General features: G+C 68.4%; 11 protein-coding genes. 6 read left to right on the top strand and 5 right to left on the bottom strand.

Annotated elements, in window-relative coordinates; all coding sequences use genetic code 11:
- Positions 1–56: 56 nt before the first annotated feature.
- Both RF646_RS04745 and RF646_RS04740 read left to right on the top strand, forming a co-directional pair.
- On the top strand, positions 57–1,268 hold the full coding sequence (locus tag RF646_RS04745; RefSeq protein WP_368835344.1) for a TerC/Alx family metal homeostasis membrane protein: 1,212 nt from the start codon (positions 57–59) through the stop codon (positions 1,266–1,268).
- A gap of 297 nt (positions 1,269–1,565) precedes the next feature.
- A complete protein-coding gene (locus tag RF646_RS04740) occupies positions 1,566–2,948 on the top strand; it encodes a TerC family protein (RefSeq protein WP_206478528.1) in 1,383 nt (460 codons plus the stop codon).
- Between the two features lie 60 nt (positions 2,949–3,008).
- Here the strand turns inward: RF646_RS04740 and RF646_RS04735 are convergent, their stop codons facing one another.
- From RF646_RS04735 to RF646_RS04715, 5 genes are all read right to left on the bottom strand, one after another.
- Positions 3,009–3,509 (bottom strand): hypothetical protein, encoded by a 501-nt coding sequence (locus RF646_RS04735; protein ID WP_368835343.1) that lies wholly within the window; start codon positions 3,507–3,509, stop codon positions 3,009–3,011.
- Positions 3,506–4,234, bottom strand: coding sequence for a sigma factor-like helix-turn-helix DNA-binding protein (locus RF646_RS04730; RefSeq protein WP_368835342.1), 729 nt, complete (start codon positions 4,232–4,234; stop codon positions 3,506–3,508). The genes RF646_RS04735 and RF646_RS04730 overlap by 4 nt, the downstream gene beginning before the upstream one ends.
- Positions 4,235–4,319: 85 nt before the next feature.
- Positions 4,320–6,932: a DEAD/DEAH box helicase gene (locus RF646_RS04725; RefSeq protein WP_368835341.1), complete on the bottom strand. Its 2,613-nt coding sequence runs from the start codon at positions 6,930–6,932 to the stop codon at positions 4,320–4,322.
- Positions 6,933–7,130: 198 nt separating this feature from the next.
- Positions 7,131–8,111, bottom strand: coding sequence for a bile acid:sodium symporter family protein (locus RF646_RS04720; protein ID WP_368835340.1), 981 nt, complete (start codon positions 8,109–8,111; stop codon positions 7,131–7,133).
- Positions 8,108–8,764, bottom strand: a complete 657-nt coding sequence (locus tag RF646_RS04715; RefSeq protein WP_144931006.1) for an MBL fold metallo-hydrolase — start codon at positions 8,762–8,764, stop codon at positions 8,108–8,110. Before RF646_RS04715 ends, RF646_RS04720 begins: the two co-directional genes overlap by 4 nt.
- Before the next feature lie 68 nt (positions 8,765–8,832).
- On the opposite strand from RF646_RS04715, the gene RF646_RS04710 reads away from it, so the two are divergent.
- From RF646_RS04710 to RF646_RS04695, 4 genes are all read left to right on the top strand, one after another.
- A complete protein-coding gene (locus RF646_RS04710; protein ID WP_368835339.1) occupies positions 8,833–9,621 on the top strand; it encodes a MarR family winged helix-turn-helix transcriptional regulator in 789 nt (262 codons plus the stop codon).
- Positions 9,618–11,426 (top strand): MDR family MFS transporter, encoded by a 1,809-nt coding sequence (locus RF646_RS04705; protein ID WP_368835338.1) that lies wholly within the window; start codon positions 9,618–9,620, stop codon positions 11,424–11,426. Before RF646_RS04710 ends, RF646_RS04705 begins: the two co-directional genes overlap by 4 nt.
- A gap of 215 nt (positions 11,427–11,641) precedes the next feature.
- Positions 11,642–14,725: an excinuclease ABC subunit UvrA gene (gene uvrA / locus RF646_RS04700; protein WP_368835405.1), complete on the top strand. Its 3,084-nt coding sequence runs from the start codon at positions 11,642–11,644 to the stop codon at positions 14,723–14,725.
- Positions 14,722–15,408, top strand: coding sequence for an HAD family hydrolase (locus RF646_RS04695; protein ID WP_368835337.1), 687 nt, complete (start codon positions 14,722–14,724; stop codon positions 15,406–15,408). Before uvrA ends, RF646_RS04695 begins: the two co-directional genes overlap by 4 nt.
- Positions 15,409–15,417: the final 9 nt, after the last annotated feature.

The following is a 15,417-nucleotide window of genomic DNA, read 5'->3' as shown; positions in this document are numbered from 1 at the left end:
GTTACCCAGCCCGTTCCCGGGCTGCTGCATACGTCGTTCTCGCCTAAGGGGTGCTCGTGGAGGTTTCCGGTCTGCAATGGGGGGTCACCATCGCGGTGATCGTGGGGTTGCTCGCGTACGACTTCATCTTCCACGCGCGCAAACCGCACGAACCCAGCATCAAGGAAGCGGCGCTGTGGACCAGCCTGTATGTGTCCCTGGCCCTGATCTTCGGCCTGCTGATCCTGTTCTGGGACGGCCCGGGCTTCGCGGCGCAGTACTACGCGGGCTTCGTGACCGAGCAGGCCCTGTCCGTGGACAATCTGTTCGTGTTCCTGATCATCATGGCGTCCTTCAAGGTGCCCCGGGCTGACCAGCAAAAGGTGCTCCTGTTCGGCATCGTGGTGGCTCTGATCGCCCGCACGGTGTTCATCTTCATCGGCGCGGCCGCGATCAACCGGTGGTCCGCGCTGTTCTACGTGTTCGGTCTGTTCCTGCTCTACACCGCGGGCAACCTGGTCAAGGGTGAGGTCACGGACAAGGACGAGGGAGACGAGGCCAACAACGTGATGGTTCGTCTGGCCAAGCGCTTCCTCAAGACCACGGACGAGTACGACGGCGACAAGCTGTTCACCGAGGTCGACGGCAAGCGCGTGATGACCCCCATGCTGCTGGTCATGGTGGCCATCGGGCTCACGGACATCATGTTCGCCCTGGACTCCATCCCCGCGATCTTCGGTCTCACCCAGGAGACCTACATCGTGTTCACGGCCACCGCGTTCTCCCTCATGGGTCTGCGTCAGCTGTACTTCCTGATCGACGGTCTGCTGGACCGGTTGATCTACCTCTCGTGGGGTCTCGCGATCATCCTGGGCTTCATCGGCGTGAAGCTCATCCTGCACGCCCTGCACGAGAACACCCTGCCGTTCATCAACGACGGCGAGCCCGTGCACGTGGTCGAGGTGACCACCGGGTTCTCACTGGCCGTGATCCTGGGGGTGTTGATCGTGACCGTGCTCGCATCGCTGTTCAGCCCCAAGGGCCGCGCGGTGCGCATCGTCAACGGCGCGCGCGACTGGGCCGAACGCTACCTGGACCTGCCCGAGGACGCGCCCCGGGACGAGCGGGTCAAGGCCGCGGAGAAGATGACCAGGTACCGGGAACTGCTGCCCACCGTGAAGGAGAAGTACCGGGACGAGCTCATCGAGTCCGAGGCCCGCTACCACGACCTGCTCGAACGGGCCCACGGATTGCGTCAGCACCGGCTCGCCCGGACCGAGAACCGCTGAATTCGCGTCTCGCCCGAGGGCCCGTCCAGGGGCCGCCACCGTGGCCCGCTCACGGATCCGCCACGAGGCCCCGCCGGTGCACCGGCGGGGCCTCGCCCTTCACCGCGTGCCTCCACGCCGGGAAACCGGTACACTCTTACCTGATCAAGGGAGTATCCCACCACTTCCGTGCACGTCAGTACGTCGGGCGCCGTCGCCGGGCCGGGCACGGACCACGCCGCACCCCGTCCTCCGCGCGAGGGCCGGCGCGTGGGGGAGAGACTTGTGCGGTACATCTCACCCACAAGGAGACCCTCCGTGGAGATCACATCCTTCCAATGGGGCATCACGATCGCCCTGATCGTGGGCCTGCTGGCCTACGACTTCATCTTCCACGTGCGTAAGGCGCACGAACCGTCGATCAAGGAAGCGGCCATCTGGTCCGCGGCGTACGTGGGCATCGCGTTGCTGTTCGGCTTCGTGATCCTGTGGCTGGACGGCCCCACGCTCATGGCCGAGTACTACGGCGGCTACGTCACGGAGAAGGCGTTGTCGGTGGACAACCTCTTCGTGTTCCTGATCATCATCGGCTCGTTCGCGGTGCCCCGGGCGGACCAGCAGAAGGTGCTGCTGTTCGGCATCATCTTCGCGTTGATCGCCCGCACGGTGTTCATCTTCATCGGCGCGGCCGCGATCAACACCTTCGCGTGGGTTTTCTACCTCTTCGGCCTGATCCTGATCTTCACCGCGGGCAACCTGATCAAGGGCGAGGTCACGGACGACAAGTCGGACGAGGCCAACAACATCGTGGTGCGCCTGGCCAAGAAGGTCTTCCACACCACGGACTACTACGACGGCGACAAGCTGTTCACGAGGCACAACGGCAAGCGCGCGCTGACCCCCATGCTGCTCGTGATGGTCGCGATCGGTGGCACGGACATCCTCTTTGCCCTGGACTCGATCCCCGCGATCTTCGGCCTCACGCAGGAGCCGTACATCGTGTTCACGGCCACCGCGTTCTCCCTCATGGGTCTGCGCCAGTTGTACTTCCTGATCGACGGTCTGCTGGACCGGTTGATCTACCTCTCGTGGGGCCTGTCCATCATCCTCGCGTTCATCGGTGTGAAGCTCATCCTGCACGCGCTGCACGAGAACACCCTGCCGTTCATCAACGACGGCGAGCACGTGGCCGTCGCCGAGATTGGGATCGGCACGTCCCTCACGGTGATCATCTCCGTGCTCGTGCTCACCGTCCTCATCTCGCTGTACAGCCCCAAGGGCCGCGCGCTGCGCACCATCCAGAAGACGCAGGACCTCACCGAGAAGTACCTGGCTCTCCCGCAGGACGCGGACGCCGAGGAGCGTCACAAGATCGCCGGGGAGCTCGCGCGGCTGCAGAAGCGTTTCCCGCGGATCTCGGAGAAGCACAAGAACGAGCTGATCGATTCCCGCGCTCGGTTCCGTAAGATGCTCGAGACCGCCCGGGGTCAGCACCGCGAGTTCGAAGAGACCGGCCGGGTGCAGACCCCTTCCCCGGACTTCGCCGAGGAGAGCCACCACGACGACACCGCCTCCCCGGCCGCCCCGGGGGCCAACACGGGCAAGGCCGCTCCGGCGGGTGAAACGGCCGCGGACGCCACGCCGGGTGCGGGGACCGCCCGCGGCGACTCCTCGGGCGGGGGCTCCACCGCGGCGCGGTAGCCACCCGGCTGCCCGAGGCGTACGACGACGCCGCTCGAACCGGTCCGCGGGGCCCGTTCCCTATCCTGGGAACGGGCCCCGCGCCGTCGTGCACCACAGCGCAGCACCGGCGAACAACGCGGCCCATAGCAGGGACACGAGGGTGCCGATGATGAACTGTTCGCGCTGCTGGGCGTTGGTGAACTCGCCGTAGCGGGCCAGGCCCTTGATCGCCACGACCACGCCGATCCCGGCGACCATGCCCGTGAGCAGCGAGACGATGGCGCCGGCGCGTTCCAGCGCACCGATGACGAGACCTCCGCGCAGCGGCGGGTCCACGGGTTCCGCCGTGGCCTCGGAGTCGTCCCACGGGCTCTTCGCCGGACGCGGGCGTTCGTGGGAGACGTCCGCGAAGCGGAAGACCCCGCGCACCACAGGGTCGCCGGACAGGGCCCCGGCGATCAGCAGCGCGGGATAGGCCCATTCCCGGGGCACGGTCCCTGCGAACACGGTCCAGATCGCGGTGGTCAGCACCAGGGCTGCGGGGAGGACCGCGGTGGTGAGCGGGCGCAGGAAGCTCACGCGTCACCGCCCGAGGTGGTGTCGCCGCTCGAGGCGACATCCTCCGGCGAGGAGACGTCCTTCAATGGGTGGGCGTCCTTCGAGGAGGTGGCGTCCTGCGCTGAGGGGGCCGCGGCGTCCGGAGCGTGGCCAGAGGGGGAGTGCTCGTCCGCGAGTCGGAACAACGCCTCGAGGGTCTCGTGGACCGTGTGTTCCTCGTGCCACAGCGCTGCGCTGAGCCGCCGGGACACCGAGGACTGGGTGATCCCGAGCCCCTCGGCGATCTCCTGTTGCGTGAGCCCCCGGTCGGCGAGTTCCGTGGCCTGCGCCCCGGCCTCGGAACGCCGGGCCCGCACGGCGCACACCAGATCCACCACGCTGCCCGCGCGCCGCGCCCACTCGTTGCCGGCCACGACCGGACGGCCGCGCTCCTTCGCGGCGTTCACGGCATCCCGCGCGGCCACGAAGGCCTCGCCCGTAGCTTCGCGCACGGACGAGGGCAGGGGGTCGTCCACCGCGCCGATGCCCACGCCCACGTGCCAGTGCCCGGCGTCGGCGAGCGCGAGGACCGCGCGGACGATCGCGGCGGCGTCGTCGTAGAGCGCCTGCATCTCATCGCCCGCGCTGATCTCCCACTCGAGGACCGGGCGGGGGAGTTCCTCTTGCAGAGCCGTGCGCTGCCGTCCCATGTGCAGCTCGGCGGCGCGGCCGCGGGAATCGCGGCGGTCGATCGTCAGGGCGAACACGAACTCCTCCTCACCCTATGCATCCTAAAGTGCATATTATCCGATAATGCGTCTCCAAATGCATGACTTCCGGGATAACCGGTGCTCAGCGTCTCGTGTCGGTGATGGGACCCACGTTGTCCACGAGGACCACGGGGAAGCCGTCCTCGTCCGACGCCGCGAGGTCGACGCGCGCGTTGATACCCCAGTCGTGGTGCCCATCCGGATCGTCGAAGACCTGCATGACGGTCCAGAACCCGGTCATTCCCTCGGGGTCCTCGGTGATGCGGATCAGGGACGGCCCGCGGGACTGGGCGTCCGTGTAGATGTCCTCGTACTCGTCGAAGTACGTGTCCATCGCGTCCGCCCAGCGGTCGCGGTCCCACCCGGTCCTCTCGTCCAGGGCCCCGAGCACCTTGTCCTTCTCCTGCGCGAACAGTTCCACGCGCTGGAACAGGGCATTGCGCACCATCACGCGGAACGCACGGGGGTTCGCGGTGACGCCCTCCGGCTGTTCGGCCACGAGTTCCTTGAGGGAGTCCGCGCCCGTGCCCATGGGGGATTCCTCCCCGGAGGCCAGCTTCTCCCATTCGTCCAGCAGGGAGTTGTCGGTCTGGCGGATGCTCTCCCCGAGCCATTCCACCAGGTCGGTGAGCGACTCGGTCGTGGCGTCCACCGGGACCGTCTGGCGCAGGGCCTTGTACGCGTCCGAGAGGTAGCGCAGCAGGATGCCCTCGGAGCGGGCGAGACCGTAGAACTGCACGTAGTCCCCGAACGTCATGGCGCGCTCGTACATGTCCCGCACCACGGACTTGGGAGAAAGCTCGAACTGTGCGACCCACGGGGCGGAGGTTCGGTAGGTCTCGAACGACTGCTCGAGCAGTTCCCGCAACGGCTGGGGGTACGTGATCTCGTCCAACTCGCGCATGCGTTCCATGTACTCGAGGCCGTCGGCCTTCATGGTCGCGAGCGCCTCGCCCTTGACCTTCTTCTCCTGCAGGTTCAGCACCTGGCGCGGTTTCTCCAGCGTGGCCTCGATGACCGAGACGACGTCGAGCGCGTACGTCTCCGACTCCGGGTCCAGCAGGGTGAGGGCGGCCAGCGCGAACGGGGACAGCGGCTGGTTCAGCGCGAAGTTCTCCTGCAGCTCGACCGTGAGCCGGTAGCGGCGCCCGGTCTCGTCCGGCTCAGGCAGGCGTACGACGACACCCGCGCGCAGCAGTTCCTTGAGGATCGCGAGCGCCTGGCGCAGCAGCAGGCGTTGGCGCGGCCGTGGTTCGTCCACGCTCGTGAGCAAGCGGTACCCGGCGCCGATGTTGTCCCCGGGCCGCTGCAGCATGTTCAGGACCATGGAGTGGGTGATCGCGAAGGAGGACGTGAGCTGTTCGGGCTGGGCGGCCACGAGCGACTCGAACGTCTTGCGGCTCCATGACACGAAGCCCTCCGGCGGCTTCTTCTTGGGCACCTGACGCAGTTTCTTCTGATCGTCCCCGTGCTTGGCCCGGGCCTTGGCCATGGCGCGTTCGTTCTCGATGACGTGCTCGGGGGCCTGGACCACCACGGTCCCCGCGGTGTCGTAGCCGGCGCGGCCCGCGCGGCCCGCGATCTGGTGGAACTCGCGGGCGCTGAGTCGGCGGGTGCGGCGACCGTCGAACTTGGACAGCGCCGTGATCAGCACGGTGCGAATGGGCACGTTGATCCCCACGCCTAGGGTGTCCGTCCCGCAGATCACCTTGAGCAGCCCGGTCTGGGCGAGCTGCTCCACGAGGCGGCGGTACTTGGGCAGCATGCCCGCGTGGTGCACCCCGATCCCGTGCCGCACGAGCCGGTTGAGCGTCTTGCCGAAGCCCGCGGAGAAGCGGAAGTCCTTGATCAGCTCCGCCACGCGCTGCTTCTCGTCCTTGCTGAGGACGTCCACGGACATCAGGTTTTGGGCCTGTTCCGCGGCCTGCAGCTGCGAGAAGTGCACCACGTACACCGGGGCCTGGTGGGTGCTGAGCAGTTCCTCGAGCTCCTCGTGGACGGGGCGCTCGGAGTAGTAGTGGTGCAGGGGGATGGGGCGTTCCGCGGAGGAGACGAGCGCGGTGGAACGGCCCGTGGTCTCGTTCAGGCGGTTCTCGATGCGGGTGACGTCCCCGAGGGTCGCGCTCATGAGCAGGAACTGCGCCTGGGGCAGTTCGATGAGCGGCACCTGCCACGCCCAGCCGCGCTGGGGATCGGAGTAGAAGTGGAACTCGTCCATGATCACCACGCCGAGGTCCGCGTCCGCACCCTCACGCAGGGCCACGTTCGCGAGGATCTCCGCGGTGCAGCACACGATCGGGGCGTTCTGGTTGACCGCGGAATCACCCGTGACCATGCCGACGTTCTCGGCGCCGAAGATCTCGCACAGGTCGAAGAACTTCTCGGACACCAGGGCCTTGATGGGCGCGGTGTAGTACGAGCGAGCCCCGCGAGCGAGCCCCGCGAAGTGCGCGGCCACGGCCACGGTGGACTTACCCGACCCCGTGGGGGTCGCGAGGATCACGTTGGACCCGTTGGCGACCTCCAGCACGGCTTCGTCCTGGGCGGGGTACAGCTCCATGTCCCGTGAGGCGATCCAGCCGAGGAACCCCTCGTAGATCTCGTCCTCGCTCAGGGGGTTGGACGCGAAATCACCGCGCAGGTACCGGTGCCCGGGGGCGGAGAGATCGGGGGCCAGGGAATCCAGGAGTTTCATCCCCATCAGCCTATCGGCCCCCGCGGACACGCATACGGGCGTGTCCTGTGGGGGTGCGCGGGCAACGTCGTCCCCTCACCGCGGTACCGCGGGGCCGGGCCCAACACGACGCCCCGTGGTGCCCGGCGGGTCCGGTCGGCCAAGGGCGGCCCCGGAGGGAAAGAGGCCCGGCGGCACGGGAACGACATCGCGACGTCGTCAGATGTTCGCGCGCCGCGCCGCGGCCGAATCCGCCCGGCGGCACAGCAGCGCGAAGACCGCGCCGGAGAGGTTGTGCCACACCGAGAACACCGCGCCGGGCAGGGCCGCGAGCGGGGACATGTACTGCGCCGCGAGACCCGCGGCGAGTCCGGAGTTCTGCATGCCGACCTCCACCGCGGTGGTCCGGCGCACGGGGGCCGGCTGTCCGGTTACCCGGCCGACCGCGTAACCCAGCAAATACCCGAGCACGTTGTGGATCGCGACGGCGGCGAGCACGAGCATTCCCGCCTGGATGATCTTGTCCGCCGAGCCAGAGACCACGACCGCCACGATCACGGCGATGCCGAGTACCGACACCCACGGCAGGACGGGTAGCAAACGCTCGACCACGCGGGGTAGCGTGAGGCGCACCACGAGTCCCGCGAGCACGGGCAGTAGGACGATCAGGGCGATCGACGTGGCCATGGCGGCGCCGTCGAGCGGCATATACGCGCCCGCGAGCCACAGCGTGAGGAACGGGGTGAGCAGCGGGGCGAGCAGCGTGGAGATGGACGTCATGGTCACGGACACGGCCACGTCACCGCGGGCCAGGTAGGACACCACGTTGGAGGACGTGCCGCCCGGGGCGCAGCCCACGAGGATCACGCCGGCCGCGATCTCCGGGGGCAGTCGCAGCAGCCAGGTCACGAGCAGCGCGATGGTCGGCATGAGGACGTACTGGGCCAACACACCCACGACGATCGGGACCGGGCGCTTGGCCACGAGCGCGAAGTCCACGGGACGCAGAGTGAGTCCCATCCCGAACATCACCAGACCCAGCAGGGGATTCGTCCAGCCCGCGGCCTGGTGCACCGTGGGGGCGAACGCGTATCCGACCACCCCGCCCGCGAGCACCAACAGGGGGAAGGCCAAGACGGCGACGTACGCGGCCCGGTCCGCCGTGTTACGTGCCGCGGCCCCGGACGAGGCGACGCTCACCAGCCGCGTTCTTTCCACTCCTGCAGGTGCGGGCGTTCGGCGCCCAGGGTCGTGGGGTCGCCGTGGCCCGGGTGGATCACGGTGTCGTCCGGGAACTCGTCGAAGATCCGCTCGGTGACGTCCTGGTAGAGCTGCTGGAAGTCCTCGGGGGAGTTCGTCTTGCCGAGACCGCCGGGGAAGAGGGAGTCACCCGAGAAGATGTGGGCGGGCCCGGACGGGTCCCGGTACACCACCGCGATGGAGCCTGGGGTGTGCCCGCGCAGCTCGATGATGTCCAGCTCGAAACCGTCGAGCTCGGCGGTGTCCCCGTTCTCGAACGTGAGGTCCATGGGCACCGAGATGTCGTTCTCGTCCGCGGCACCGCACGCCGTCATGGCCTCCGAGTGCGAGGCCACGGACTCCAGCGCGCGCACGTGGTCCCAGTGCGAGTGGGTCGTGATGATCAACTGCAGGTTCCCCCAGTCGGAGCAGTCCCCGGACCCGGCGGCCACGAGACCGGCGATGGCGCGGGCGTCGTCCGCGGCGTCGATGAGCACCTGCGTGCCGTGCTCCTTGGAGGTGAGGAGGTACACGTTGTTGTCCATCTCGCTCACCGAAATGCGGCGGATGGTGATGTCGGCGAGTTCCGTGATCTCGGTCTGGGTAGCGATCATGCCCACGATTCTAGGCCGCCGAGTCACGCCGGGCTAATACGCGGCCGCGCGCGGGGGAGGTGCGTGTAATGCAGACGACCCGCCCGGTGATGGACTACCGGAGCGTCAAGATATATAGTTGCGCGAAGCAAATAAATAAGCTGGCGGCATCCGAGCGCCGCGTGCTCGCCCGACCGAGCGGCGTCGACCGCCGAGTCCTGCGAACCCAGCGGATCGCCCGGGTGGGCAGCAATGAACTCATGACCGCCCGCACCGGGTGCGGACCGCGCGCTACGGACCCGGCACCCGAGGAACGGGGGGAGTGGATGGGCGTGTCACACGCGACCGCCGAGGAGCTCGTGCGCGACTTGTTCGAGCTGCAACGCGTGACCCGCAAGGTGCTCAAGGCAGCGGCGCTGCACCGGGAACTGTCCATGGTGCACACCAACATCCTGAGCTATCTCGCGTGCGTGCCCGGACGCCGGGCAAAGGACATCGTGGCCGAGTCCGGCCTCGGGGCTTCAGGGATGAGCCGACACCTGAGCGCCCTCGAACACCTCGGGTACGTGACCCGCACACGGGATCTCGAGGACGGACGCGCGCAGATCGTGGAGATCACCGCCGAGGGTCGCAAGGCCCTCGAGGCGAACCTGCGCGCGGACGCCGAGACCCTCGTCGCCCGTCTGGGCGACCTGGGCGAGGACGAGGCAGAACGCACACGCGTGGACCTCAACCGGCTCACCGAACTCTTCCTGACATCACTGGGCATGTCCCGGGTCACGGCGGCCACGATCGCGCCGGAGCCCGGGGCGCAGCCCGGATCCCCGCACCCCACGGCGTCCGGTGACCCCGGTCGCGGAAAGGAGAACAGCCCGTGACGACAGCCCAGGACACGCGCGGTAAGGCGCGTACTACGCGAACGAGCGACCAGGAGCATCGGGACGTCCTGCGGGCGTTGACCGGCATCCTGGCCGCGTTCTTCATGGCCATGGTCACCCTGACCATCATCGGCACGGCACTGCCCGTCATCATGGCGGACCTGGGCGGAGACCAGACGGCACTGTCCTGGACGGTCACGGGCACCCTGTTGGCCAACGCCGTCACGACCCCCATGTGGGGCAAGCTCGCGGACCTTTTCGACAAGAAAAAGCTGCTGCTCATGGCCATCGCGATCTTCGTGATCGGTTCCGCCGCCGCGGGTCTCGCGGGATCCATCACCATGCTCGTGGTGGCGCGCGTGATCCAGGGCGTGGGCATGGGCGGCCTGATGGCGCTGGCCCAGACGATCCTGGGCACGATCATCCCGCCGCGCGAGCGCGGCCGGTACGCCGGGTACATGGGCGCGGTCATGGCCGTGGCCACGTCGGTGGGCCCGCTCCTGGGCGGGCTCATCGTGGACGCGTTCGGGTGGCGCTGGTGCTTCCTGATCCCCGTGCCGCTGTCGATCCTCGCGGCCGTGCTGATCGTGCGCACGCTGCACCTGCCCGAGACCACGCGTGAGACGGCGCCCACAGTGGACTTCCTGGGTATGGCCCTGCTCGCGGTGGCCACGTCCTCCCTGCTCTTGTGGGTGTCCTTCGCGGGCAAGCTCTTCGACTGGGGTTCGTGGGAGTCCATCCTGCTGATCGTGGTGGGCGTGCTCAGCACCTTGGCGTTCATCCTGGTGGAGCGGCGCGCGAACGAACCGACCATGCCCCTGCACGTGGTCACCGAGCGCACCACCGTGCTCGCGATCATCGCGGCGATCGCCACGGGCGGCGCCATGTTCGCGTCCACGACGTACCTGGGTCAGTACTTCCAGCTGGGCCAGGGCTACACGCCCACCGAATCCGGGCTGCTCATGCTCCCGCAGGTCGTGGGATCGTTCCTGGGCTCCATGATCGCAGGCCAGCTCATCACGCGTTTCGGCCGGTGGAAGCGGGTGTTGATCGCGGGCGCGGTAATCCTCGCGATCGGTCTGTTCCTGGCGTCCCAGCTGACCCACGCGACGCCCGCGTGGCTCGTGGGCATCTTCATCTGCCTCGTGGGTCTGGGCGTGGGCACGCTGAACCAGAACCTCGTGCTCGCCGTGCAGAACACCGTGGGCCTGAAGGACATGGGCTCCGCGTCCTCCGCGGTCGCATTCTTCCGCACCGTGGGTGGCGCCGTGGCGGTGTCTCTGTTCGGGGCGCTGCTCACGCGTCACCTCTCGAGCGAGATGTCCCAGTTTGCCGCGGACCACGGTCTGGATGCCCACCAAACGCCCGACGCCGCGTCGATCGACCTCGCGGGGCTGCCCCCGGCAGTGTTGGAGGCCATTCGTGAGGCGTACGGCACCGGGACCGGGTTGCTCTTCCTCGTGGCCGGGATCGCATCGCTGGTGACCCTGGTGTGCGTGCTGCTCATGAAGGAGGTGCCGCTGCGCACCACGGTGGACGTCGCGGAGGTGGACCCGGAGACGGGTGAGATCACCATGGTGACCAAGCGCGTCAACCCCGTGGAAGCGGCCGGGCTACGCATGCAGCACGCGGAGACCGGTGAGCTGCCCGTGGTCGATCCCAGGGCCTCCGGGCTGCGGCGCTCCCACGGCGAGCGCGCCGAGGAGACGGCGCGTTCGGCCCGCGGGGCCCACGCCGCGCCGGTCGAGCCCGACTCCGCGGGGACCGCGCACCCGCATCCCCACCCTAGGCACCGGGCCGAGTAGGGTGCCCCGCTGCCGAGTGAGTTGCCCACTCGCAGGGGACACGACGGACGACGGCGCAGCGCGCGATCCGGCCGGGAGGTCGCATTGCGCGCTGCGCTGATTCGTCCCTGGACCCGCTCGTCGTGTCGGCGGCTAGTAATAGAGTGACTGCCGTGTCTGAGCAAACCCGCCGAACCCCCAGTGACCGTTCGTCGAGCTCCGTGCTCGCGGAACGAGTGGCCCACGACCGTGCCCCGCGCACCCGCGCCTCCGGTGTCTCGGACCTGACCGAGATCGTGGTGCAGGGTGCCCGCGAGCACAACCTCAAGAACGTGGATCTGACCATCCCCCGCGATTCCATGGTCGTGTTCACGGGGCTGTCCGGGTCCGGGAAGTCCTCCCTGGCCTTCGACACCATCTTCGCCGAGGGTCAGCGCCGCTACGTGGAGTCGCTGTCCTCCTACGCCCGGATGTTCCTGGGCCGCGTGGATAAGCCTGACGTGGACTTCATCGAGGGGCTGTCCCCGGCGGTGTCCATCGACCAGAAGTCCACCTCGCGCAACCCGCGCTCCACGGTGGGCACGATCACCGAGATCTACGACTACATGCGTCTGCTGTGGGCGCGGATCGGCCACCCGCACTGCCCGGTGTGCGGTGAGCCCATCACCAAGCAGACGCCCCAGCAGATCGTGGACCAGCTGCTCGAGCTGCCCGAGCGCACCCGGTTCATGGTGCTCGCCCCCGTGGTCAAGGGCCGCAAGGGCGAGTTCCAGGACCTGTTCCAGCAGCTGAGCACCCAGGGATACGCGCGCGCCGTCGTGGACGGCGAGACCGTTCAGCTCGAGAACGCGCCCAAGCTCAAGAAGCAGTACAAGCACACGATCGACGTGGTCGTGGACCGCCTCACGGCCAAGCCGGACGCCCGGCAGCGGCTCACCGACTCGGTCGAGACCGCACTGAACCTCGCGGACGGACGCGTGGTCATCGAGCTCGTGACCCGTGAGGGCGAGCAGTCCCCGTGGCACGAGACCCGCCGCACGTTTTCCGAGAACCTCGCGTGCCCCAACGAGCACGAGCTGCAGACGGACGAGATCGAGCCGCGCTCGTTCTCGTTCAACGCCCCGTTCGGCGCGTGCCCCGAGTGCGACGGCATCGGTTCGCGCCTCGAGGTGGACGAGGACCTCGTGGTTCCCAACCCGGACCTGTCCCTCGTGGAGGGCGCCATCGCGCCGTGGTCCCTGGGCAAAGCCACGAGTGACTACTGGAACCGCTTGCTCGCCGGACTCGGGGAGGAGGCCGGATTCGACCTCGTGACCCCGTGGAAGGACCTGCCGGCCAAGGCACGCAAGGCCATCCTGCACGGCAAGGACTACAAGGTCACCGTGGCCTACCGCAACCGGTGGGGCCGCGAGCGCCGGTATACGCAGGGCTTCGAGGGCGTGTTCGGCTATATCAAGCGCAAGCACGAGGAGACCGAGTCCGATCACGCCAAGGACCGCTACGAGCAGTACATGCGCCAGGTGGCGTGCCCCGAGTGCGGGGGAGCGCGGCTGAACCCCACGATCCTGGGGGTCACCGTGGGCGGGAAGAACATCGCCGAGGCCACCCGCCTGCCCATGCGCGATTCCCTCGCGTTCTTCCAGCAGCTGGACCTTGACACCCGCGAGGCCAGGATCGGTGACCAGGTGCTCAAGGAGATCATCGCGCGCCTGACGTTCCTGATCGACGTCGGGTTGGACTACCTCAACCTGGAGCGGGCCGCGGCCACGCTGTCCGGCGGGGAGGCACAACGCATCCGGCTCGCCACCCAGATCGGTGCGGGGCTCGTGGGCGTGCTCTACGTCCTGGACGAGCCGTCCATCGGGCTGCACCAGCGCGACAACCGCCGACTCATCGACACCCTGCTGCGCTTGCGGGACATGGGCAACACCCTCATCGTGGTCGAGCACGACGAGGACACCATGCGCGAAGCCGACTGGATCGTGGACGTGGGCCCGGGCGCGGGCGTGCACGGTGGGGACGTGGTCCACTCCGGGACCTACGACCAGCTGCTCGAGAACCGCCGGTCCATCACGGCCGATTACCTCACCGGCCGCAAGCTGATCGAAGTCCCCACGACGCGGCGTCCCGTGGACAAGAAGCGGCAGCTCACGGTCGTGGGTGCGCGGGAGAACAACCTGCAGAACCTCACGGTGGACTTCCCGCTCGGGGTCTTCGTGGCCGTCACGGGCGTCTCCGGTTCGGGGAAGTCCACGCTCGTCAACGACATCCTCTACACGAGCCTGGCCAATCAGCTCAACGGCGCCAAGCAGGTGCCCGGTCGGCACAAGCGCATCGACGGTCTGGAGCACCTGGACAAGGTCGTGCACGTGGACCAGAGCCCCATCGGGCGCACCCCGCGCTCCAACCCGGCCACGTACACGGGCGTGTTCGACCGGATCCGCAAGCTGTTTGCGGAGACCCAAGAGGCCAAGGTCCGCGGCTACCAGCAAGGCCGGTTCTCGTTCAACGTCAAGGGCGGGCGCTGCGAGGCATGCTCGGGTGACGGGACGCTGAAGATCGAGATGAACTTCCTGCCGGACGTCTACGTCCCGTGCGAGGTGTGCAAGGGCGCGCGCTACAACCGCGAGACCCTTGAGGTGCACTACAAGGGCAAGAACATCGCGGAGGTCCTGGACATGCCCATCGAGGAGGCGGCGGAGTTCTTCGCGCCGTTCACCGCGATCGCGCGCTACCTCACCACGCTCGTGGAGGTGGGCCTCGGGTACGTGCGGCTGGGTCAGCCCGCCACTACGCTCTCCGGCGGTGAGGCTCAGCGCGTCAAGCTCGCCGCGGAACTGCAGAAGCGTTCCAACGGGCGCACGATCTACGTCCTGGACGAGCCCACCACGGGTTTGCACTTCGAGGACATCCGCAAGCTGCTCATGGTGCTGCAGAGCCTGGTCGACAAGGGCAACAGCGTCATGACCATCGAGCACAACCTGGACGTCGTGAAGTCGGCGGACTGGATCGTGGACCTGGGCCCCAACGGGGGATCCGGCGGTGGCACGGTCGTGGCACAGGGCACCCCGGAGCAGGTCGCTCGCAACAAGGACAGCTTCACGGGGCAGTTCGTACGCGAGGTGCTCGAGCACTCCGCCGCCCGGGAGGCCGCCCACCGCAGCGACGCGGACGGCACTGCGAGTTCCGGCGAGGCCGCGCGCCCGGGGGACGCTGCGGACCCGGGCAACACCGCGGATGCCCCGGAAGACGCGGAACCGGCCGACGGGACGCAGGAGAACCGGCAGCGCGCCGAGGCCGCGGTGGGGGACCGGGCATGAGCGTCCAGAGCCCCATCGTCCTGTGGGACCTGGACGGCACAGTCCTGGATCCCGCCGGGGCCATCACGGACGGGATCGCCGGCGCCCTGCGCTCGTGCGGTTTCGCCGTGCCCGAGAACCTCGGGCGCTTCGTGGGACCGCCGATCGGGGAGTCCCTGCGCCGGTTCACGGACGTCCCCGAGGACCGGATCGCGGAGGTCGCCGCGGTGTACCGCGCTGGGTACCTCGCGGAGGGCCTGGACCGCTCGCGCGTCTATCCGGGTGTCCGCGAGGTGCTGGGGTCGCTGCGCGAGCGCGGCGTGCGTCAGGCCGTGGCCACCCAGAAGCCCGAACACATCGCCGTGGAGGTCGTGTCGCGTTTCGGACTGGACGAGTACTTCGAGACTGTGAGCGGCGCCGCGGACGATCTCGCGCAACCGAGCGGGTCCGGGCGGCTGCACGACAAGCCCGCGATCATCGGGGAGGCACTGCGGCGCATGGGTGCGCTGCCACCGGACCCCGCACGCACCGTGATGATCGGGGACCGCAGCTACGACGCCGACGGTGCCCGCAGCCACGGCATCGACTGCCTGGGCGCAGGATGGGGCTTCGCGCAACCCGGGGAACTGCGGGACGTGTGTGCCGCTGTCGCTCGTGAGCCCGGGGATTTGGCACACTTGCTCCAGCGATATACGGACCGGTAGGGGAGCGAG

The organism is Kocuria sp. CPCC 205261 (genome assembly GCF_040981025.1).
Classification (GTDB): Bacteria; Actinomycetota; Actinomycetes; order Actinomycetales; family Micrococcaceae; genus Kocuria; species Kocuria marina.
Note: the sequence above shows the minus strand (reverse complement) of the source record. Positions and strands in the feature narration are given on the sequence as shown.

Excerpts from the sequence above, each read along its gene's own strand:
- RF646_RS04725 (WP_368835341.1), bottom strand. The coding sequence starts at position 6,932 with ATGAAACTCCTGGATTCCCTGGCCCCCGATCTCTCCGCCCCCGGGCAC.
- RF646_RS04695 (WP_368835337.1), top strand. The coding sequence starts at position 14,722 with ATGAGCGTCCAGAGCCCCATCGTCCTGTGGGACCTGGACGGCACAGTC.
- RF646_RS04715 (WP_144931006.1), bottom strand. The coding sequence starts at position 8,764 with ATGATCGCTACCCAGACCGAGATCACGGAACTCGCCGACATCACCATC.
- RF646_RS04710 (WP_368835339.1), top strand. The coding sequence starts at position 8,833 with ATGCAGACGACCCGCCCGGTGATGGACTACCGGAGCGTCAAGATATAT.